Raw genomic sequence first — 20278 nt, forward strand, 5'->3', positions numbered from 1 at the left:
TGATGAAGCATCCCAACTTCCAGAACAATCAGGATTCCCATGGCGAAACGCCGCCTCAGCAAGCAGCAGCAACACCGTATCCAGAAGATCCAGGCAGAACGCACCCGCCGTGCCGGCAAGCGGGAGCAGGCCATTGCGGCCCAGCGGGAGTCCGGTGAGCTGGGGTCGGAACAATCGGGGCTGGTCATTGCCCATTACGGCCAGCAGCTGGATGTCGAGGCGCTGGAGGGGCAGCATCAGGGCAAGCTGTTCCGTTGCTTTGTGCGGGCCAATATCGACAGCCTGGTGACCGGCGACCGGGTCACCTGGTGCGAGGGGGCGGACAATACCGGGGTGATCGTGGCCCGGCAGGAGCGCCATTCCCTGCTGCAGCGGCCTGACAACTTTGGTCAGCTGAAGCCTGTGGCGGCGAACATTGACCATATTGTGCTGGTGATTGCGCCGGAGCCGGAACCCCATGACAACCTGATTGACCGGTACCTGGTTGCGGCCGAGAACACCGGAATTCCCGCGGTTCTTTTACTGAACAAGGCCGATCTGCTCACCGACCGGAACCGGGACCACATCGATGCCTTGCTCGACCGGTACCGTCACCTTGGCTATGAGGTACTTGAAGCCTCTGCTCATCACCCGGATGCCCATGGCGGCGTGATAACCGGCCTGGTGAAGGACCGAACCAGTGTGTTCGTAGGGCAGTCCGGCGTTGGCAAGTCGTCGATTATCCAGACGCTGGTGCCGGACCGGGAGTTGAAGGTGGGCGCCCTGTCAGAAAGTACCGGCAAGGGCACCCACACCACGACAACGGCAAGGCTGTTCCACCTGGATTGCGGGGGTGACCTGATCGACTCACCGGGCATTCGTGAATTCGGCCTGTGGCACATGACGCCGGCGGAAATCGAGTTCGGTTTCCGTGAGATCCGCGAGGTCATCGGCCATTGCCGTTTCCGGGACTGTCGCCACCAGGGAGAGCCGGGGTGCGCCCTGGATGAAGCGGTGGCAGAGGGCCGGATTACGCCAGAACGCCTGCACAGCTTCCGGCGAATCCTGCAGGCCATGGAGGAGCAGCAGGCAAGGGGCCTGAAGCTGAGCTGAGACAATTAACCGGGGCGATTCCGCCCTTACCAGTTCAGCTCATTGGGGCGCACTGGCTCTTCTTCCTGAGCCCATTCTCCGCTCTCCAGCCGTTGCCGGGCAGCCTCCTCCTCAGCCTCGGAAGGCTTGGTGAGATCAATAAGTGGCTCACCGGTACGCCCCGCCCGGCCTTCAATTTCACCGACGGCCTTCTTGTTAAGCACGATAATCGAGATGCGACGGTTAACCGGCGCGGTAGGATCTTCCTTGTCGAACAACACCGAATCGCTGAGCCCCACGACACGGCTAATCTGCTCGGGCCGGACTCCGCCAGTCACCAGCGCCCTGCGGGCAGCGTTGGCCCGGTCGGCAGACAGCTCCCAGTTCGTGTAACCCGGCCGGCCGCTGAAAGGCGTGGCATCCGTATGCCCGGTAATGGATAGCTTGTTACGCACGGAACCGAGGGGCTTTGCCAGTTCAAAGAGAATATCCTGGGAATAGGGCTTGAGCTGGGCACTGCCGCTGTCAAACATGGGGCGCTGGGAGCGGTCGACAATCTGGATGCGCAGGCCCTCGTCGGTGATGTCAATCAGCAGCTGGTCCCTGAACTCGCTCAAGGTTTCACTACTCTCGATCTGCTCCCTCAGGTCCTGGAACAGCTCTTCCATCTGGCGCTGCTCCAGCTGTTCCGAAAGGCTTTCGATACTCTGATCATCTACCGAGATGGTGCTGCCAACCTGGTCCTCGCCACTGGCCTCCAACACCGCGGCACTGCCGCCAAGGTCGACCGGGTTCTGGCTACCGCCCTCTGTGTATCCCACCGGATCCTTGAAATACCCCTCCACCGCCAGCTTCTGCTCCGGTGTTGCGTTGGTGGTGAGCCACAGCACCAGGAAGAACGCCATCATGGCGGTAGCGAAGTCGGCAAACGCGACTTTCCAGGAGCCGCCGTGGTGGGCGGCAGCCCTTTTCTTGACGCGTTTTACAATAATCGGTTCGTCAGCCACTACAACACCTGCGCAAGGCCGGCTTTCTGCCGGACATTACTTGGAACGGACATGGTCATTGAGTTCCTGGAAGCTGGGCCGCTTGTCGCTGGGCAAGGCCTTGCGGCCGAACTCGATGGCCATCTGCGGCGCCTGGCCGGAAACTGTCGCAATAATCGATGCCTTGGCGCACTCGTAGGCACGCAGTTCGTACTTGGCGTGGTGTTCCAGGGCGATGGAGGTCGGCCCCACAAAGCCATAGCCCATCCAGATACCGAGGAAGGTGCCCACCAGGGCGGCGGCCACACTCAGGCCGATTTTTTCAGGGCCTTCACTCATGAAATTCATGGTAATAACGATACCCAGCACCGCTGCCACGATCCCCAGGCCCGGCAGGGCGTCGGCGATCTTGTTGACGGCATGGGCCGGCTCTTCCAGTTCGTGCTGCCGGGTATCCAGCTCCTGGTCCATCAGGCCCTCGAGCTCATGGGGCGCCATGTTGCCGGAGCTGATGATGCGCAGATAGTCGGTCACAAAGGCGGTCAGGTGCTTTGACTTCATCACTGCCGGGTAGCGGCTGAAGATCTGGCTCTGTTCCGGGTTATCAATGTCTTCCTCGATCGCCATGACGCCCTGCTTGCGGGACTTGTCGAAGATGTCGTACAACAGGCTCAGCAGGTCCATGTAGAAGGCCTTGTTGTAGGGGGAGCCGGTAATCAGCCGCATGACCCCGGCAAAGACCTCCTTGATGGTATGGAACGGGTTGGCAATGATGAAGGAACCGATGGCCGCACCGCCAATGATCAGCACCTCTGTTGGTTGCCACAACACCATCAGGTTGCCGCCGTGAAGCACGTAGCCTGCCAGCACACAGACCAGAACTATGACACTACCGATTATTAGACCCATGGGTTCCTGACCATCTGCCTGTTATTTGTGAACTGTTCAACGCTGCCGGGGAGCAGACTGGCAGGTTATTCGTTAGCCAGCCATGATAGCAATGACATTTTGTAAACGGAAAACCAATAAATGATTTCTACCAATAAGCCGGATTTTGGTAAACTCACGCCTCGTTTGTTCGAAGGCCCCTGACCTATGCTTGACCGGCTTTTTGTCCTGGCACAATACGTTCTGCCGCAAATCCTGATTTCCCGCCTTGCCGGAAAACTGGCCGACAGCCGGCCACCGGCGCCCGTGTTGACAGCCGTTATACGCTGGTTTATCGGCCGCTATGGCGTAAACATGAACGAAGCCGCTGATGAAAACCCGGCCAGCTATGGCACCTTCAACGCATTTTTTACCCGGGAGCTCAAGCCCGGCCTGCGCCCGCTTGCCGGGGGCAGTGAGACCTTGGTCAGCCCCGTGGATGGCACCATCAGCCAGCTCGGCCAGGTCAGTGATGACCGCGTGTTCCAGGCCAAGGGTCAGTCGTTCAGCCTCACCGAATTACTCGGCGGCGATGCAGAAAGGGCAAAGCCATTTGAAGGCGGCGAGTTTGCCACCATCTACCTCGCCCCCCACGACTATCACCGCATTCATATGCCCCTGGCAGGAAAACTGCAGGAGATGGCCTATGTGCCGGGCCGGCTGTTCTCGGTCAATCCGGTCACCGCCGAAGCTGTGCCGCGGCTGTTTGCCCGCAACGAGCGAGTAGTCGCCATCTTCGACACTGACGCAGGCCCCATGGCCATGGTACTGGTCGGTGCGATGATCGTCGGCAGCGTGGAAACCCGCTGGGGCGGTGTCGTGGCACCAACCGACGGCAAACGTGAAGTAACCACGTCCGATTACCGCCATCAGTCGCCGGGTGTCCGATACGAACGGGGCGAGGAAATGGGCCGCTTCCGCCTGGGCTCTACCGTCATCCTGGTGTTCCCGAAAGGAGCCACCCGGTGGCAGGAAAACCTGCAATCCCGTGATCAGGTGCGTCTGGGCCAGTCGTTCGGCAAGGTCATGAACGCTCAGCAGGAAACGCCAGCACCTCGCTGATATCGTCCACACCGCACTTGAGCATCAGCAGGCGATCAAGCCCCAGGGCGACACCGGCACATTCCGGCAGCCCCGCCTCCAGTGCCGCCAGTAACCGTTCGTCCACCGGCATCTCCGGTTTGCCCAGTTCACGGCGGCGGGCGTTGTCAGCCTCGAACCGCTGCCGCTGCTCGTCAGCATCCGTCAACTCCCAGTAGCCATTGCACAGTTCTATGCCCTGTACATAGAGCTCAAAACGGTGGGCCACCGGGCAGCCATCTTCTTCGCTGATGCGGGCCAGCGCCGCCTGGCTGGCGGGATAGCGGGTGACGAAGACCGGACGGTCAAAGCCAAGGGCCGGTTCAACCCGAAAGCTCATGACCAGGTCCAGGCAGCTGTCCCGATCCAGCTGATCCACCAATGCTGCGTCGCCGGTCAGGGAATAACAGGCATTGCGCAGTTCAGGCAGGTCCGCTGTCATCGGATCCAGGCCCGCATGCGCCCTCATCAGCTGGCGATAGGACATCCGCTCAGGCTCAGGCGCTCCCAGCCAGCCACATACCAGGGCCGCTACCTCGTCCATCAACTGCTCGTCATTCCAGCCAGGGCGATACCATTCCAGCAGGGAAAATTCGGGATTATGGCGGCGCCCCCGCTCGCCGTTACGGAATACATGGCTGACCTGGTAAATACTGCCACTGCCTGCCGCCAGCAGGCGCTTCATGTGGTATTCCGGAGAGGTCTGCAGCCAGCCGGTGGAATGGGTCCAGCCCGCTACCGGTTGTGGCGCGGCGGCAATGCAATCGATATTCACATCGGTGATACCACACTGCCCCAGCACCGGGGTTTCCACCTCCAGCACCCCCCGCTGCGCAAAAAAGCCGCGCACCCAGTCCAGCTGGCGTGCACGGCCTTCAAGAACCTGCCGGGTGGCAGTGGGCTGCCAGGACGGCGCTGCTCCCGGCAGCGACTGACCCCTGCCCATGACTACCCCCTGATCAGCTTTTGACCCGGTTAACGTACTCGCCGGTACGGGTGTCAACCTTCAGTACCTCACCGATGGAGATGAACAGGGGCACCTGGACCACCGCGCCGGTGGTGAGTGTCGCTGGCTTGGAGCCACCCTGGGCGGTGTCGCCCTTCATGCCCGGGTCGGTTTCCACCACTTCCAGCTCGACGAAGTTCGGCGGCGTGACGGACAGCGGGGCGCCGTTATACAGGGTGACCGTGTAGACATCCTGCTCCTTGAGCCATTTCACGGTATCGCCTACGGCCTTGGCATCGGCCGGATACTGCTCAAAGGAGCCGTCGGTTTTCATGAAGTGCCAGAACTCACCGTCTGTGTACAGGTACTCCATGTCCTGGTCCATTACATCAGCGGCCTCCAGGCTCTCGCCGGACTTGAAGGTACGCTCCCAGACCCGGTTGGTCATCAGGTTGCGAAGCTTGACGCGGTTGAACGCCTGGCCTTTGCCGGGCTTGACGAACTCGTTCTCGAGAATGACGCAGGGATCGCCATCCAGCAAAACCTTAAGACCGCCGCGGAATTCGTTGGTAGAATAAGAAGCCATGAAACACTCACCTGAAATGACGCTGTTGGAATGTGAAAGTCCGCTATGATACAGCGAACCGTCGCCCGTATAGAAGCCCAAGACCCGGATAACCCCATGCCTACGTGGCAGAGCCTGCTGGCCCGCTCCGTGACCAGCCCGGGTGTTCTTTTGCGCCGCCTGGGCCTGGATTCCGCGCAACGCGAACACGACGCCCGGGTTGGCCATGACGCATTTGAAGTACGGGTACCGGAACCCTGGCTGGCCCGCATCCGACCGGGAGACCCGGATGACCCGCTACTGCGCCAGGTGCTGCCCCTCGCGGAGGAGGGTAAGGACTACCCCGGCTTTGTGCGGGACCCACTGCAGGAAACCGACTCCACGCCCACCCCCGGGTTGATCCGCAAGTACCGAAGTCGGGCCTTGCTGATGGTGACCGGGCAGTGTGCCATCAACTGCCGCTACTGTTTCCGCCGCCACTTCCCCTACCCGGACCACAGGTTGTCGCCACAGCAGCGGGAGCAGGTGATCACCACGCTCACCGAAAGTCCCGAAATCAATGAGGTCATTCTCAGCGGCGGAGACCCGCTTGCCGTAAACGACCGCCTGCTGTCTGCCTGGGCCCGGGCGCTTGCGACAGTTCCGTCCCTGACCCGGTTACGCATCCACAGCCGGCTGCCCATTGTCATCCCCCAACGGGTGGACGATTCCCTGCTGGCCTGGATCAGGGAGTCTCCCCTGCAGGTCGTTATGGTGGTACATGTTAACCATCCCCGCGAGATCGATAACGACGTCCGAAAGGCCATGAAAGCACTGCGGGACGCCGGGGTAACGCTGCTCAACCAGAGCGTGGTGTTAAAGGGGGTCAATGATGACCCGGACACCCTGGCGGATCTCAGCGAACAACTGTTTTCGTCCGGTGTATTGCCCTATTACCTCCATGCCTTTGACCCGGTTGCCGGCGCCCACCACTTTGATGTCAGTGATCAGCGCGCCAGGCAACTGGTTCGCGCGCTGCAGGCCAGACTGCCCGGCTACCTGGTGCCACGACTGGTACGGGAAATACCCGACCGTCCCGGCAAGACGCTGCTGGATATTGGTATGGAACAGTAATGCCGGCGGAACATTGCAACTGTCAAAGATTGTCATGTTACAGTTATCTGGCTTTCCCTCGGGTTTTTGCTACTTTATGGTTAGCCCGGTTAGCGATAACAATCTGTAATTCTGGAAATTTTTTCAGGGTGTCAGCGTATGGAACCCTCCTTTGGCGTAAACGGTAATCGCGGCATGAATGACAGGTCCAACTGGTAACACGATGCAGAAACCCGAACTGACAGTACCCGAGCCAAGGATCGCACACCTGTCGTTTTGCGAAGCGACCCCGAAGGCCTTCCGGTACTGGGTGGACCACCTGCCCATGGCCAATCTGGGCGAGCTCTCCCGCCAGCTTTACCATGCCATTATCGAGGTCAACCAGCTGTTCTGCCCGCCATCCCAACGGCTGCAGCTCCTTGAGTTGATCCGACCGCGCATCCGCTTCGTCTGCACAGAGTTGTCACGCCACTACCTTGGCATGGCGATCGCCCTGCCCGAAAAGCAACGCAAGATCGCCAACCTGTCCCAGGCCCTGCAACTGCACCTGGCTTCAGGCTACAAACTGGTTATCACCGAGCTGCTCGATGCGGGCACGATCGACCGACAACGAAAGCCCCTTGCCCAGGCTTGTCACCGCGCACTCACAGAGCTGGGCGCCACAATCCTCAGGGCCCAGCAACTGTACACTGCGAGCCCCTCCGGGAGCTGGCACGAGAGCCATCAGCTGTTCCGTTTCGCGCGCCAGAACAACCTGCACACGCTTGCCGTACAGGACGACCAACGGCCTCACCGAAGCGAAAGCACTGTCGCCGATGCCTATTGTCAGACCCTGCTGCTCGGCTGTGCCCGGGCGAACCAGCTTCGCCAGAATGAACTGGAGCAGGCCAGCGAATTATTCGAACTCTGGTCACCCAGGGTCCAGTGCGCGCCCGAGCTGGCTGCAAAGGCCGTTTTCCTGGTGGACATGAACAGCGACAAGCCTCCCTGCTATCGGTCACTCGCGCCTGATGCTGAGGGCGGTCACTGGTGGGGTTTCGATACCGGGTCCCTGGCCGAGCAGATCAGCAACCACCTCCGTGATACGTCCGGGACGGTTAACACCAAGGCCCAGGCCGGCAAGCCAAACTCCAACACCAGCGACTTGCCCCTCCTTCCACGGAGCAGTGACACGTTGCTGACGCACCTTGGACAGGCCCTCGCCCTGCTCACTCAGCGTAACTTCAACCGACTGGAGACGGATGGCCAGCTGGAAGTCTGTGCCGGGCTGACTGCCGTGCATTACTTCGTGGCCGGCGAGAAGCCTTTTGCGGAATTCGTGGTGAGCAGTGCGAGCACAGAAGTAACGGAACCCGACAATCGCTTCATGAAGCCGACCCGCCGGGATGCCTGGTCCGATGCCTTCGACGCCGGTATTTCCGAAGAGCGAGTCCGCCCACTGGCCGATGCGCCCATCAACTACCAGAAGCCCGGCGCAGGGAGTGACACTTCCCAGACACGGCATCAGCCGCGGTCCTACCTGACCCGGGTGGTCAATACCAGCCCCGGCGGTTACTGCGTCGTCTGGAGCGCTAACATTCCTCCGACCCTTCAGGCGGGGGAGATTCTGGGGGTGCGGGAACACCGTAATCATCCCTGGAGTATCGCGCTGGTCCGCTGGCTTCGGCAGCACCGGGGAGAAGGAACCCGGATCGGCATAGAGGTCATAGCGCCGGGGGCGGCTCCCTGTGGCGTACAACTTATCCAGAAAACCGGCAACAGCAGCGAATTCCTCCGGGGCCTGCTGCTGCCAGAGATACCCGACGCCCACCTGCCGGAAAGCCTTATCACCCCGAAGCTGCCATTCCAGTCCGGAAGCCGGATAACCCTGCTGAGACAAGGCGTGCAGGACCAGGGCCTGCTGGGCCGGAAGATCGCCGTCACCGGCAGCATCAGTCAGTTCGAACTGCGGCTTTACAAGCGCCCCGACGAACCGGACTCCGGACCGCAATCAAGGAAAAACCCCTTCGGCACCAGTGACAGTGAGTTCGACTCCCTCTGGCCGGACCTCTGATCCCGTCACGACAAAACTGCGCGCCAGCTCCCGCTGTGACCAGCTGAGGCTTGTTATTGACGCCTATCCCCTGCATCATTCGGGGTTATTATTGCCCGGCCCCCGCCCTGCGGGGCCTGCCAACAGGGATCAGAGCACTGGCACGGACGGCCCTTCGAAGCATCAGGTGCCCGGATTTCAGGGCAGCAGACAGACAGCGAGACCGCCAGCGAATGCAGAAGCAAAAGACCACCGTCCACCTGCTGATCATGGACCCCTCCCAGAACGATGCGGAATCACTGGTCAGCCTGTTGCGGAATTCAGGCCGCGCCACCCGGGCACACCGGGTTACGTCTGAGGAAGACCTGGATGAAGCGATCCGCACTGGCCAGTGGGACCTGTTCCTGGCGCGGGATAACCAGTCAGACTTTATTCCTGACGATGCCCTGGCCATCATCCGTCGGCTGGACAAGGATATTCCCTTCGTCCTGCTTACCGAATCCGAAGACCTGGAGCGCTCCCTCGCTATCATGAAAGCCGGTGCCCAGGACGTCTGCCCGGCGGGTGAAACCGAGCGACTGATGCTGGTGATCCGGCGCGAGCTCGCCAACCTTGAAGAACGCCGCCGGCGCCGGGTGCTGGAGTCCCACCTGCGGGAAGCCGAGCAGCGTTGCCAGCTGCTGCTGGAAAGCTCAAAGGATGCCATTGCCTACGTCAACGATGGCATGCACGTCTATGCCAACCATGCCTACATGGACTTCCTGGGGTACGACGATCTCGATGAACTGATGTGCATTCCATTGCTGGACACCCTGGCCCCCGGGAGCCAGGATGACCTGCGCAAGTTTATGAAGTCCTTTGCTGAAACGAGGGAAGACGGCATGAACCTTAATGCCGTAGCCCGTCGCAGTGATGACCAGGACATCAATATCACCATGACCGTATCGGCTGCGACCTATGATGGTGAAGCCTGCATCCAGGTGGTCATCCAGCCTGAACATAACGACGCAGAACTGCAGGAAAAGATCCGCGAGATCAGTAACCAGGACTTGCTGACGGGCCTGTACAATCGCCAGTACCTGATGGAGCAGCTGAACCGTGCGGTGGCGACCGCCGGCGAGAAGAACCAGACCGGTGCCCTTGCCTACATCGGTATCGACCGGTTTGTCAGCTTCAAGAATGACCTCGGCATTGCCGGCACGGACCTGCTACTGCGAGACTTCGCAGCCTTGCTGGAAAAGCACGCCGGTGACGACATGGTACTGGCGAGGATCAGTGATGACGCGTTCTGCCTGTTGTGCCAGCCCTGTGAGGAACAGTTCATGGCCGAGCGCTGCGAAGCCATTCGCAAGGCCGTCGATGACCACCTGTTCGATATCCAGGGCCGCTCTGCCCAGGTGACGGTTTCCATCGGTGTGGCAGCCATCACCGAGAATGCTCCCAAGGCCGCCGACCTTCTGGGCCGGGCCCATATCGCCCATGGTGCAGTACGGAAGGAACCGGGCCATGAGAACGGCAACGGCGTAGTGGTGTACAACCCGGCCAACTACGAAACACTCGATGACTCCAACTCCCTTGACGCCATCACCAAGGCACTGGAAGAGAACCGTTTCCGCCTGCTGTTCCAGCCCATCATCAATCTGCGGGGTGAAGGCGAAGAGCACTACGAGGCGTTGGTGCGGATGCTGGACAAGGACGATAAGGAGGTCTCCCCCTATGACTTCCTACCACCAGCCGGACCGTCTGACATGGCCACCCGGATTGACCGCTGGGTCGTGCTGCAAACCATCAAACAATTGTCACAGCATCGCAGCCACGGCCATGATACCCGGCTGTTCCTGAATGTGACCGCAGAAACCCTGCAGGACCAGACCTTCAGCCAGTGGCTGAGCGTAGCCCTGAAAGCCGCGCGACTGCCCGGAGACTCACTGATCTTCCAGCTGCGAGAGGGGGACGCTACCAGTCACCTCAAACAGGCCCGCGACTTCAGCAAGTCCCTGCGGGAACTCCACTGCAAGGTCGCCCTGTCCCAGTTTGGCTGCGCCCTGAACCCTTTCAATACCCTCAAGCACGTGGATGTGGACTACGTGAAAATCGACGGTTCCTTCACCGAGGAAATCCAGAAGAGCGACGAGGCCCGGGACAAGGTGAAAGAGATGATCCAGTCGCTGCAGAGCAGCGGCAAACTCACGATCATTCCGCTGGTGGAAAGTGCCTCTGTGCTGGCAACGCTCTGGCAGGCAGGGGTGAACTACATCCAGGGTTACTACCTGCAGGCGCCGGTGCCGGAGATGAACTACGACTTTGGTGACCAGTAACCGTCAGCCAGCCAGCTGAGCCGGCGGTTACTGGTTAACGCCTCCCTGCGCTCAGCGGGGTGATGCCAGCCGGGTCTCGGATTCGCGGTAACCCAGCAGGTACAGGATGGCATCCAGACCCAGTGTGGAAATGGCGTGGCGGGCAGACTCCTTCACCACCGGCTTGGCACGGAAGGCCACACCCAGTCCCGCCTGGCTCAGCATGGGCAGGTCGTTGGCCCCGTCGCCGACAGCGATCACCTGCTCCCGGGAAATCTTCTCGCGCTCGGCAATCTCCAGCAGCAACTGTGCCTTGCGGGCACCATCCACGATGGGGCCGGCCACCCGACCGGTGACCTTGCCATCGACAATTTCCAGCTCATTGGCGTAGACATAGTCGATACCCAGGCGCGCCTGGAGGTGGCGGGCAAAGTAGTTGAACCCGCCGGACAGTATGGCCGTGCGATACCCCAGTGAACGCAGGGTACGGATCAGGTATTCAGCGCCCTCGGTCATGGTCAGACGGGCAGCGATACGCTCCAGCACCGCTTCGTCCAGACCCTTGAGCAGGGCCAGGCGCTCGGCGAAGCTTTCGCTGAAGTCCAGCTCGCCACGCATGGCACGCTCGGTGATTTCAGAGACCTGCTCGCCCACGCCGGCTTCCAGCGCCAGTTCGTCGATGACCTCCGCCTCGATCAGGGTGGAGTCCATATCAAACACCACCAGACGACGGTTGCGACGGAAAATGGAATCTTCCTGGAAGGCAATATCCACGTTCATGTCGCCGGCAATCTTCAGGAAATCCGAACGCAGCGCCTCCAGGTCCTCCGGAGTGCCCCGCACGGAAAACTCCACGCAGGCGATCCGGTTATCACCAGGCGCCAGCGATGGCCTCGCCGACAGACGGGTAATGTTGTCGATATTGAGGCCGTGGCGGGCGGTAATCTCGGACACCCGGGCGATCTGCTCCGCCTTGATATCACGGGACAGCAGGGTGACCATGTAGCAGGCCCGGTTGCGACCTTCTGCCCACTGCTGATACTCCGCCTCGGTAATCGGCGCAAAACGTACCTGCAGGTCCAGTGCGTGGAGCCGGAACAGCAGTTCCCGGATCACCGGCGATGCCTGGCTCTCATCGGGAATTTCCGCCAGGATGCCCCAGGTCAGGTAGTCATGGATCACTGCCTGGCCAATATCCAGGATGCGCACGTCGTACCGGCCCATAATGCCGGTAATTTCAGAGGTCAGGCCTGGCTTGTCGCGGCCGGACACATTGATCAGGACCAGTTCACTCACTGTCTTCTTCTCCGGTAGCCGCCTCGTCGGTGCCTGCCGCTGCAATCACATCGATGCCATCGACTCGCTGCAACCCCCTGGGGAGTTTGTGGCCACGACGACCCCGCTCACCCAGGTAGTGCTCCAGGTCGGAGAAACGCAGGCCGAGTTTGCGCTTGCCGGCCCGGATCTCCAACTGGTCAGCCTCGCCAAACACGGTCAGGGCCACCACGAACTCTTCCCGGTTCTGGACCCGGGCCGAGGGAATGCTGATGATCTTGTTGCCCTTGCCCCGGGCCAGTTCAGGCAGCTGTTCCAGCGGGAACACCAGCATTCGGCCCTCGTTGGAAATGGCCGCCAGGTAACGGGGCTGTTCCCGACGCGGAACCGGGACCGGTTCCAGCAGCTTCGCACCCTTCGGGATCGACACCACCGACTTGCCATTGCGGTTCTTGCTGATCAGGTCGGCGGCGCTGGCCACGAACCCGTAACCCGCATCGGTCGCCAACAGGAATTTTTCATCGGGATTAGCCACCAGAAGGCCCGCAAAGGTCGCCCCGGAGGGCGGGTTGATGCGGCCAGTGAGCGGCTCACCCTGTCCCCGGGCTGAAGGCAGGCTGTGGGCCATCAGGGAATAGGCGCGGCCGGTGGAGTCCAGGAACACAGCGTTCTGGTTGTTCCGGCCCTTCGCGGCCAGGGCGAACTTGTCACCGGATTTGTAGCTAAGGCCTGCGGGATCAATGTCATGCCCCTTGGCAGCGCGCACCCAGCCTTTCTCTGACAACACAACCGTTACCGGGTCATTGGAGACCAGGTCAGCTTCGGAGAAGGCCCGGGCCTCTTCCCGCTCGACAATGGGAGATCTGCGGTCGTCTCCGTAGGTTTCTGCGTCCGCCAGCAACTCTTCCTTGATCAGCTCACGCATGCGGTCTTCGGAACCAAGGATCGACTGGAGCTCGTCCCGTTCAGCGGCAAGCTCATCCTGCTCCCCGCGGATCTTCATCTCCTCCAGCTTGGCCAGGTGGCGCAGTTTCAGCTCAAGGATGGCTTCGGCCTGGTCGGCAGACAATCCGAAGCGCTTGATCAGTTCCGCCTTGGGTTCGTCCTCGTAGCGGATGATGTTGATGACCTCATCAATGTTCAGGTAGGCGATCAGCAAGCCTTCGAGGATGTGCAGCCGGGCCAGGACCTTGTCCAGGCGATACTGCAAACGGCGGGTCACCGTGGTCTTGCGGTAGGCCAGCCACTCGGTGAGCATGGTGTGCAGGTTCTTCACCGCCGGTCGGCCGTCGTTGCCGATAACATTCAGGTTGACCCGGTAGGTCTTCTCCAGGTCCGTACTGGCAAACAGGTGGGCCATCAGGCCTTCCACGTCGACCCGGGACGAGCGTGGCACGATCACCAGGCGAGTGGGGTTCTCATGGTCGGATTCATCCCGGAGATCCGCCACCATGGGCAGCTTGCGGGTCTGCATCTGGTGGGCAATCTGCTCCAGCACCCGGTTGCCGGAAACCTGGTGCGGCAGGTCGGTGATCACCACCTCGCCGTTCTCGCGGACCCAGCGGGCCCGCATCCGCAGGCTACCCCGACCGGTGTGGTACATCTGGCGGAGGTCCTTGCGGGGGGTGATGATCTCGGCGCCCGTGGGGAAGTCCGGCCCCTTGATATGCTCACACAGCTCGTCCACATCCGAATCCGGACTGTCCAGCAGGCGGACACAGGCTGCCGTCACTTCCCGCACGTTGTGCGGCGGGATATCGGTGGCCATGCCTACCGCAATGCCGGTGGTGCCGTTCAGCAACACATGGGGCAGCCGGGCTGGCAATGTAGAGGGTTCGTCCATGGTGCCGTCAAAGTTGGGCACCCAGTCCACCGTGCCCTGCCCCAGTTCGCTGAGCAGCACTTCTGAAAACTTCGACAGGCGGGACTCGGTATACCGCATGGCGGCAAAGGACTTGGGGTCATCGGGTGAACCCCAGTTGCCCTGACCGTCCACCAACGGGTAGCGGTAGGAAAATGGCTGCGCCATCAGCACCATGGCCTCGTAGCAGGCGCTGTCGCCATGGGGGTGGAATTTACCCAGTACGTCACCAACCGTACGGGCAGACTTCTTGTACTTGCTGGTGGACTTGAGTCCCAGTTCCGACATGGCGTAGATAATGCGCCGCTGCACGGGTTTGAGTCCGTCTCCCACATTGGGCAGGGCCCTGTCGAGGATGACGTACATGGAATAGTCCAGGTAGGCCTTTTCCGTATAGTCCCGTAACGAAACCCGCTCAAAACCTTCGTCGGTGGTCTGAAACTCTGGCATGAATGCCCCTTGCTCCGGAAATGGGTTCTCGTGCAACCCGCCTGCGCAACGTGCCACACCGGGGGCTGGAAAATCACGCTGACAGGTCACAATACTGCTTGTTACACAGCGGTGTGCCGTATAGCGAGGCTCATTATATGGAGGCGAGGCGCAATAGACCAATTCTGGAAGACGAATCCCCGGCGGTTTTTTCCAATAGCGGAATTCCCGCATGTTTCCGGCCAGCGGGTCACCGTATTCTCGTCGAGGATTGTGGATTAAGGATTCGACATCTGAACACCGGAACAGCTGCCTGCTCCGGCCCATTACTCAGAGCGAACACTATGAAACTGACTCTCAAGGCATGCCGTCAGGCGGTTCTGACCGCCATGATCAACGGCGCACTTGCCCTGGCATTGATGCTCCTGGTGGAGTTCTCGCTCAGTGGCAGCCTGGCATTGACAAGACCGTTCCTGATTGCCGGCATCCTGGTTGCCCTGGTGATCTTCGTCGCCCAGTTCTTCCGGCAGCTCAGACTCTGCCGCTGCGACCAGAACCAAAACGGGGCCCCTACCAAGTAAGGGCCCCGTCCTTCTTCATGCCGGTGTTATACCCGACTGGAATCACCAATACTTACTGGCGGATACCCTCAACCGAGATTTCCAGCTTGACGGTTTCCGAGGCGGGTCCCAGGTCCATGGGAATACCGAAATCCTTCAGCCGGATTTCCGTCTCTGCATCAAAGCCCATGCGATAGCCGCCCCAGGGATCTTCACCATGGCCCTGAAGCTCGACTTCCAGGGTAACTTCCCGGGTGACGCCACGCAGGGTCAGCTCGCCAGTAACATCCGCTTCCTCACCGTCGTCATCCACTTCAACGCGGGTGCTGCGGAAAGTCGCCTCCGGATATTCGTCAACGAACAGGAAATCCTCACTGCGAAGGTGCTTGTCCCGCTCGGCGTGGTTGGAATCCACACTGGAGGTATCGATGGTTACGTTGACCTTGCTGTTTTCCGGGTTCTCCGCATCAAACACAATCTCGCCGTCAAAGTCGTTAAAGCGACCATAAAGTGTGCTGAAGCCCAGGTGTGAAACCTCGAACGTAATGAACTGGTGCGCGCCCTCTGTATCGAAGGCATAGGTGCCACTGTGTTCGCTGGCGATGGCAGGACCGGCCAGGGCCAGGGTCATTGCCGATGCAAGAAGGGTCTTTTTCATAGCGTGTTCTCCTTTGATGTTCTCTGATGAAGTCCGTTGGATCCCGAAACCGATCAGCCCCTGCCCTTCAGGGCGACAGGCAACATACGCCTGAGGGTGTCGTCCCGGTCGACGAAGTGATGCTTGATGGCCGCCAGGCCATGGAGTGAGGCGAGCACGACCAGCCCCCAGGTGGCCCAGTAGTGGACATCACCGGCGATATCTTCCATACCTTTAATCCGCCCGGTCACGGACGGCACCTCAAACCAGTTGAATACCCGGATGGCCGAGCCATCGGCCGTAGAAATCAGGTAGCCGCTGAACATGGCGGTGAACAGCAGCAGGTAGAGCACCCCGTGCACCACACGTGCCGACAGGATCTCTGCCGGTGAGTGGCTGCCCAGCGCCGAAGGCCTGGTGTCTGCCAGACGCCAAACGAGTCGCAGAAGAACCGTGATCAGCAGCAGTATGCCCACGCTCCGGTGGATATGGGGCGCCAAGCGGTACAACTCATCGTAATAGCCCAGGTCCACCATGTAATAACCCAGACCAAACAGCCCAAATACCGCCAGCGCTACCAGCCAGTGCAGCGTTGCATGGACAGCACCAAAGCGCCTGGGGGAATTTCGTAACTGCATGACACGGATCCTTCCTTAACGTTGGCCAGGGCAGTCCGAGCTGGACGGCACAGGGTTTTACGGCGTGCATCGGAATACCCAGAAGCATAGGAAGCTGGGCCTCCGAAGCCAACCGCAACATTCTGCTCAGCCTGTTCAGTTTTTCTGAAAGAGCCGCCTGGTGCGGGGCTTACCCCCTTGGTCGTATGTGGCTTTTACGGATTCAGTCCTGCTATGGAATCCATATAATTGAATTATCACTTTTACAGGGCGAAACGCCCAAAGCCACAGGAGAGCACCATGGAACTCGAATTTGACGAATCCGTAGTCGTACCGAGCAACAACTAACAGTATTGAAGGGCAGGTTAACCTGCCCTTTTCTTTGGTGGTCGCATTCCATGGAATTCGACCAGCGTTGCCAGGCCCAGCACGTATACCCAACCCGCCAGCCCACCTTGGACCAAGTGGCCGATTACGTGGTCCAGGTCACTGAATGACAATGTTTAACACCGCCTACTGGCGCCCCCCGGGAAGTTCTGGCATGCTCCGGAACAGATTTCCTTATTCCGGCAGGATTACCACGGCCCCTCCAGCCGTCTCCCGGGGTTATAACAGTCGCCAGAATTGTGGACCATGAATTATCTGTCACCACAGCTGTCAGGTGCCGACCTGGAACTCCTTGACCCTCTGTTGAGCCAGCAGGATAACCGCTGGACCGGACGCTTTCATGGCCTCATACTGAAGACGGCCCTGCAGCCTATTTTCAGCATATCCCACAAGCGGATTATCGGCTATGAAGCCCTGATCAGGGCGTTTGATCCGGACAACGCCAGCGTCCCGCCCTTTCAACTCTTTGGCCTGCCGGACAGCGACCAGGAAAACGTGCTGCTGGACCGGCTCTGCCGGCTACTTCACATTCGCAACTACGCAGCCTTCCAGGACGATGTGAACTGGCTGTTTCTTAATGTCTCCCCACGAGTGGTGGCTTCCGGCTACCGTTACGATTCCTTTTTCGGGGAGTTACTGCGCCGTTCCGGCCTGCCTCCCCATCGCATTGTCGTCGAGATCGTCGAACAGCCCACGGATGACTCGGAGCGCCTTCGGGAAACCGTGGACTACTACAAACAGCTGGGCTGCCTGACCGCTATCGACGATTTCGGCGCGGGTCACTCCAACTTCGAACGGATCTGGAACCTGTCGCCGGACATCGTGAAGCTGGACCGCAGCCTGGCCTTACGGGCCAGTAACGACCCCAAGGCGCGCCAGATCCTCAATGGTATTGTGGGGCTGCTTCACCAGTCCGGTTGCCTGGTATTGCTGGAAGGTGTGGAAACCCACGACCAGGCCATGATTGCAATCGATGCCGGGGTGGATTTCGTACAGGGGTTCTATTTCTGCTATCCGAGGCTGGAATTGGAAGGGATCAATGGCGAAGTGACAGACTTCGAGCGCCTGCTGGGGGATTACAAGAACCGCCACCGCATTCGCCTCGACCCGACCCAGCAACTGGCGGAGTTTTTCACCAGCCCCTTCCTCAAAGCCATAGACAGAATGCGCAATGGCGAGTCTCTGAGAGACGCATGTGCCGACATACTGGCCCATCATACCGTGTCCCGCTGCTATCTGATCGACGACCGTGGTGTACAGATTGACGACACCGCATCGGGACAAGGAGCGTGCGGCGAACTTGACCCCAAATACCGCCCGCTGGAAAACACCAGCAGCGCCGACTGGTATCGCCAGCACTACCTGAAGCAGGCCCTGGCCCAGCCCAACCGGATGCAGGTGACCAGCCCATACTTGTCCATCACCGGGGTCTATATGTGCGTCACCCTGTCTCTGGGGTACCGATTCAAGGGACACTTGCGGGTACTCTGCTGCGATATCCTTGCAGACCAGGGCCCGCTGGCCAGCACCTGAAGCCGACGTCAGACTGCAACGTCGGCCATGTTGCCATAGGCCTCAAGCCAGGTGCGGCGATCCCCGGCCCGCTTCTTGCCGAGCAGCATATCCATTCGCTCTATCGTGTCGTCCCCTTCTTCCAGGGTCAGCATCACCAGGCGACGGGTGTCTGGTGCCATGGTGGTTTCCCTCAACTGCAAGGGATTCATCTCGCCGAGGCCCTTGAAACGGGTGACCTGGACCTTGCCCTTGCGTTTCTCCGCCGCCAGCCGGTCGATAATGCCCTGTTTTTCGTGCTCATCCAGTGCATAGAAGGTTTCCTTGCCCAGATCCACCCGGTACAGGGGCGGCATGGCCACAAACACATGGCCGGCGTCCACCACCGGGCGGAAATGGCGAACAAAGAGTGCGCACAGCAAGGTGGCAATATGGAGGCCGTCAGAGTCGGCATCCGCCAGGATGCAGACCTTGTTGTAACGCAGCCCGGACAGTTCGTTGGACCCCGGGTCAACCCCGATCGCCACCGCAATATCGTGAACCTCCTGGGATGCCAGGATCTCGGACGAGTCCACCTCCCAGGTGTTCAGGATCTTGCCCCGCAGGGGCATCACCGCCTGGAACTCCCGGTCACGGGCCTGCTTGGCTGAGCCACCGGCGGAGTCCCCTTCCACCAGGAACAACTCTGAACGGCTCGCATCCGCCCCGGAACAATCCGCCAGCTTACCCGGCAGCGCCGGCCCGGACGTCACCTTTTTACGAGCCACCTTGCGGCTGGCCCGCAGGCGCCGCTGGGCATTACTGATAAACAGCTCCGCCAGGGCCTCGGCCACGTCAGTGTGCTGGTTCAGCCAGAGGCTGAAGGCGTCCTTGACCACACCGGAAATAAACGCCGCCGCTTCCCGGGAAGAGAGCCGCTCCTTGGTCTGGCCGGAGAATTGCGGATCCTGCATCTTGAATGACAGCACGTAGGCGCAGCGCTCCCAGATATCCTCCGGGGTCAGCTTGACGCCCCGGGGCAGCAGGTTACGGAACTCGCAGAATTCCCGCATGGCCTCCAGCAGACCGGTGCGGAAACCATTGACATGGGTACCACCCTGCACCGTGGGGATCAGGTTGACGTAGCTCTCGGTGACGGACTCCCCCCCTTCCGGCAGCCACTGTACGGCCCAGTCCACTTCTTCGCTGTTACCGGCGAAACGCCCCGTAAAGGGCTCCAGCGGTACCGCTTCCACCTGGGCCAGCTCGCTGCGCAGGTAGTCCCGCAAGCCATCCTCGTAGTACCACTCGTCTTTCTCGCCGGTCTGCTCCTGGGTAAAGGTAACCGTCAGGCCGGGACACAGCACCGCCTTGGCGCGGAGGTTGTGGCGCAGGCGGGTAACCGAGAACTTCGGAGAGTCAAAGTATTTCGGATCCGGCATGAAGTGCAGGCGGGTACCGGTGTTGCGTTTGCCAACAGTGTCTACCACCTGCAGTTCCGAGGCCTTCTCGCCATCGGCAAAGGTCATTCGGTAGAGGTTGCCGTCCCGTTTGATGGCCACTTCCAGGTGCGTGGAGAGCGCATTGACCACGGAGACGCCCACCCCATGGAGACCACCGGAAAAGTTGTAGTTACCCTGGGAGAACTTGCCCCCGGCATGAAGCCGGCTGAGAATCAGTTCCACCCCCGGCAGCCCCTCTTCCTTGTGGATGTCCACCGGCATACCCCGGCCGTCATCCTCTACAGACAGGGAGCCGTCAGCGTACAGCACCACATCCATTCGCCGGGCGTGGCCGGCGAGGGCCTCGTCCACACTGTTGTCAATCACTTCCTGGGCCAGGTGGTTGGGCCGGCTGGTGTCGGTGTACATCCCCGGGCGCTTGCGCACCGGGTCCAGGCCGCTGAGGACTTCAATGGAGTCGGCGTTATAGGTTTTCTGGCTCATAGGAAGGGTACAGCTCCGGATGTGCTGGGACGTGTGAGCCCATAGCTTAGGGAATCTGAGGCAAAGATCAACGTCGCCG

At 60.4% G+C, this 20278-nt stretch carries 16 protein-coding genes; 7 read left to right on the forward strand and 9 right to left on the reverse strand.

Annotated features, from left to right (window positions below):
* Window positions 1-39: 39 nt before the first annotated feature.
* On the forward strand, window positions 40-1092 hold the full coding sequence (gene rsgA / locus BM036_RS12170) for a small ribosomal subunit biogenesis GTPase RsgA (RefSeq protein ID WP_091852457.1): 1053 nt from the start codon (window positions 40-42) through the stop codon (window positions 1090-1092).
* Window positions 1093-1118: 26 nt separating this feature from the next.
* On the opposite strand, the gene motB is transcribed toward rsgA, so the two are convergent.
* A complete protein-coding gene (gene motB, locus BM036_RS12175) occupies window positions 1119-2078 on the reverse strand; it encodes a flagellar motor protein MotB (RefSeq protein ID WP_091852460.1) in 960 nt (319 codons plus the stop codon).
* A gap of 36 nt (window positions 2079-2114) precedes the next feature.
* Window positions 2115-2966 carry a flagellar motor stator protein MotA gene (gene motA, locus BM036_RS12180; RefSeq protein ID WP_091852463.1) on the reverse strand — a complete coding sequence of 284 codons (852 nt, stop codon included), beginning with the start codon at window positions 2964-2966 and terminating at the stop codon, window positions 2115-2117.
* Window positions 2967-3152: 186 nt separating this feature from the next.
* Between motA and asd the strand changes: the two genes are divergently transcribed.
* Window positions 3153-4046 (forward strand): archaetidylserine decarboxylase, encoded by an 894-nt coding sequence (gene asd / locus BM036_RS12185; RefSeq protein WP_091852467.1) that lies wholly within the window; start codon window positions 3153-3155, stop codon window positions 4044-4046.
* On the opposite strand, the gene epmA is transcribed toward asd, so the two are convergent.
* Window positions 4009-5010 carry an EF-P lysine aminoacylase EpmA gene (epmA, locus tag BM036_RS12190; protein WP_091852470.1) on the reverse strand — a complete coding sequence of 334 codons (1002 nt, stop codon included), beginning with the start codon at window positions 5008-5010 and terminating at the stop codon, window positions 4009-4011. The genes asd and epmA overlap by 38 nt on opposite strands.
* Window positions 5011-5023: 13 nt before the next feature.
* On the reverse strand, window positions 5024-5596 hold the full coding sequence (gene efp / locus BM036_RS12195) for an elongation factor P (RefSeq protein ID WP_091852473.1): 573 nt from the start codon (window positions 5594-5596) through the stop codon (window positions 5024-5026).
* A 45-nt stretch (window positions 5597-5641) separates the two neighbouring features.
* Between efp and epmB the strand changes: the two genes are divergently transcribed.
* From epmB to BM036_RS12210, 3 genes are all read left to right on the forward strand, one after another.
* The gene (gene epmB / locus BM036_RS12200) at window positions 5642-6688 is read left to right on the forward strand and encodes an EF-P beta-lysylation protein EpmB (protein ID WP_091852475.1); all 1047 of its coding nucleotides are present in this window, start codon (window positions 5642-5644) and stop codon (window positions 6686-6688) included.
* A gap of 202 nt (window positions 6689-6890) precedes the next feature.
* Window positions 6891-8720: a GTPase gene (locus BM036_RS12205; RefSeq protein ID WP_245742603.1), complete on the forward strand. Its 1830-nt coding sequence runs from the start codon at window positions 6891-6893 to the stop codon at window positions 8718-8720.
* 212 nt (window positions 8721-8932) lie between these two features.
* Window positions 8933-11017 (forward strand): EAL domain-containing response regulator, encoded by a 2085-nt coding sequence (locus BM036_RS12210; RefSeq protein ID WP_091852480.1) that lies wholly within the window; start codon window positions 8933-8935, stop codon window positions 11015-11017.
* 51 nt (window positions 11018-11068) lie between these two features.
* On the opposite strand, the gene serB is transcribed toward BM036_RS12210, so the two are convergent.
* Both serB and parC read right to left on the reverse strand, forming a co-directional pair.
* The gene (gene serB / locus BM036_RS12215; RefSeq protein WP_091852483.1) at window positions 11069-12292 is read right to left on the reverse strand and encodes a phosphoserine phosphatase SerB; all 1224 of its coding nucleotides are present in this window, start codon (window positions 12290-12292) and stop codon (window positions 11069-11071) included.
* Entirely contained in the window at window positions 12285-14582 is a 2298-nt protein-coding gene (gene parC / locus BM036_RS12220) for a DNA topoisomerase IV subunit A (RefSeq protein ID WP_091852486.1), read from the reverse strand. The genes serB and parC overlap by 8 nt, the downstream gene beginning before the upstream one ends.
* A 323-nt stretch (window positions 14583-14905) precedes the next feature.
* On the opposite strand from parC, the gene BM036_RS12225 reads away from it, so the two are divergent.
* The gene (locus tag BM036_RS12225) at window positions 14906-15142 is read left to right on the forward strand and encodes a hypothetical protein (protein ID WP_091852489.1); all 237 of its coding nucleotides are present in this window, start codon (window positions 14906-14908) and stop codon (window positions 15140-15142) included.
* Window positions 15143-15194: 52 nt separating this feature from the next.
* On the opposite strand, the gene BM036_RS12230 is transcribed toward BM036_RS12225, so the two are convergent.
* Window positions 15195-15779: a YceI family protein gene (locus tag BM036_RS12230; protein WP_091852492.1), complete on the reverse strand. Its 585-nt coding sequence runs from the start codon at window positions 15777-15779 to the stop codon at window positions 15195-15197.
* A gap of 53 nt (window positions 15780-15832) precedes the next feature.
* Entirely contained in the window at window positions 15833-16396 is a 564-nt protein-coding gene (locus BM036_RS12235) for a cytochrome b (protein ID WP_091852495.1), read from the reverse strand.
* A gap of 612 nt (window positions 16397-17008) precedes the next feature.
* Between BM036_RS12235 and BM036_RS12240 the strand changes: the two genes are divergently transcribed.
* Window positions 17009-18295: an EAL domain-containing protein gene (locus BM036_RS12240; protein ID WP_091852498.1), complete on the forward strand. Its 1287-nt coding sequence runs from the start codon at window positions 17009-17011 to the stop codon at window positions 18293-18295.
* 8 nt (window positions 18296-18303) lie between these two features.
* Here BM036_RS12240 and parE read toward each other — a convergent pair whose 3' ends face one another.
* On the reverse strand, window positions 18304-20199 hold the full coding sequence (gene parE, locus BM036_RS12245; protein ID WP_091852501.1) for a DNA topoisomerase IV subunit B: 1896 nt from the start codon (window positions 20197-20199) through the stop codon (window positions 18304-18306).
* Window positions 20200-20278: the final 79 nt, after the last annotated feature.

Origin of the sequence: Marinobacter segnicrescens (assembly GCF_900111555.1) — a bacterium.
In the GTDB taxonomy this organism is placed as follows: domain Bacteria; phylum Pseudomonadota; class Gammaproteobacteria; order Pseudomonadales; family Oleiphilaceae; genus Marinobacter; species Marinobacter segnicrescens.